This window comes from Falsirhodobacter sp. alg1 (assembly GCF_000739715.2).
GTDB lineage: Bacteria > Pseudomonadota > Alphaproteobacteria > Rhodobacterales > Rhodobacteraceae > Falsirhodobacter.
Genome location: NZ_BBJC02000027.1, coordinates 1 through 935 on the forward strand (window position 1 = coordinate 1; position 935 = coordinate 935).

Sequence of the window (935 nt, forward strand, 5' to 3'; positions counted from 1 at the left end):
ATCGAAGGTCTGCGCCGCCCTGAGTCGGATCCGCCCCTCCTACCGCCCAACGAAGGCAGTTGGGTTTAACGAAACAATACGACAGCATGGGTGAGTCGGCCGATACCACTCCGTGCCGGCCCGGGCCGTGGGTGGCGGGTCGTTGTCCGCGTGCATGGCACGCCGAAGGCGCTTGTCCTTTACAAGCGACGTCGACCCCGCGCTACGTCAAGGCCCAACCCCTTCGGAGGGCGCAAGCAGGCCGTGGCCGAAGCCTATCGCAACCTGATTGCCGGTGGGGCCCTGCCACTTGCCACCACCGACAACCTGAACTTCGGCAATCCCGAAAAGCCCGAGATCATGGGCCAGCTGGTAGGCGCGATCAAAGGGATCGGTGAGGCTGTTGCAGCGCTGGATATGCCCATCGTTTCGGGCAACGTCTCGCTTTACAACGAAACCGATGGCCAGGGCATTCTGCCGACCCCTACCATCGGAGCCGTCGGTCTGCTGACGAATACCGACGAAATGATTGCGGGCCTGCCGTCCGAGGGCGATCTGGCCGTGGTGATCGGTGCAACCGAAGGGCATCTGGGCCAGTCCGCTCTTCTGGCCGAGATGTTCGGACGCGAGGACGGGGATGCGCCGCGCGTCGATCTGGCGGCAGAAAAACGGAACGGGGGCTTCCTGCAGGCCAACCGCAAACTGCTGAGCATCACATTGACGGCAAAACCGCTGAAAGAAGCGTTTTCCACGCACCTTCTGATAACAGGGGCGGAAAAACGGGCAGCGTTGGAGCGGGCGGAGAAATTGTCACCGGTCGATGCCCCGATCCGCGCGGTCTGGCCTAACCTTTCCGTGCATTGGGCTGAATGATATTTTCCAAAGGGAGTTGGTATGAATAATTGGCAGGCGCTTCGTGATCACCACCGTATGGTGGATAATCGGCCGTATCTTTT

The 935-nt window shown here is 60.9% G+C and carries 1 pseudogene; it reads left to right on the top strand.

Annotated elements, in window-relative coordinates:
* Positions 1–120: 120 nt before the first annotated feature.
* A pseudogene (locus tag TR36_RS13915) lies at positions 121–687 on the top strand (AIR synthase related protein); the annotation flags it as partial.
* Positions 688–935 lie beyond the last annotated feature (248 nt).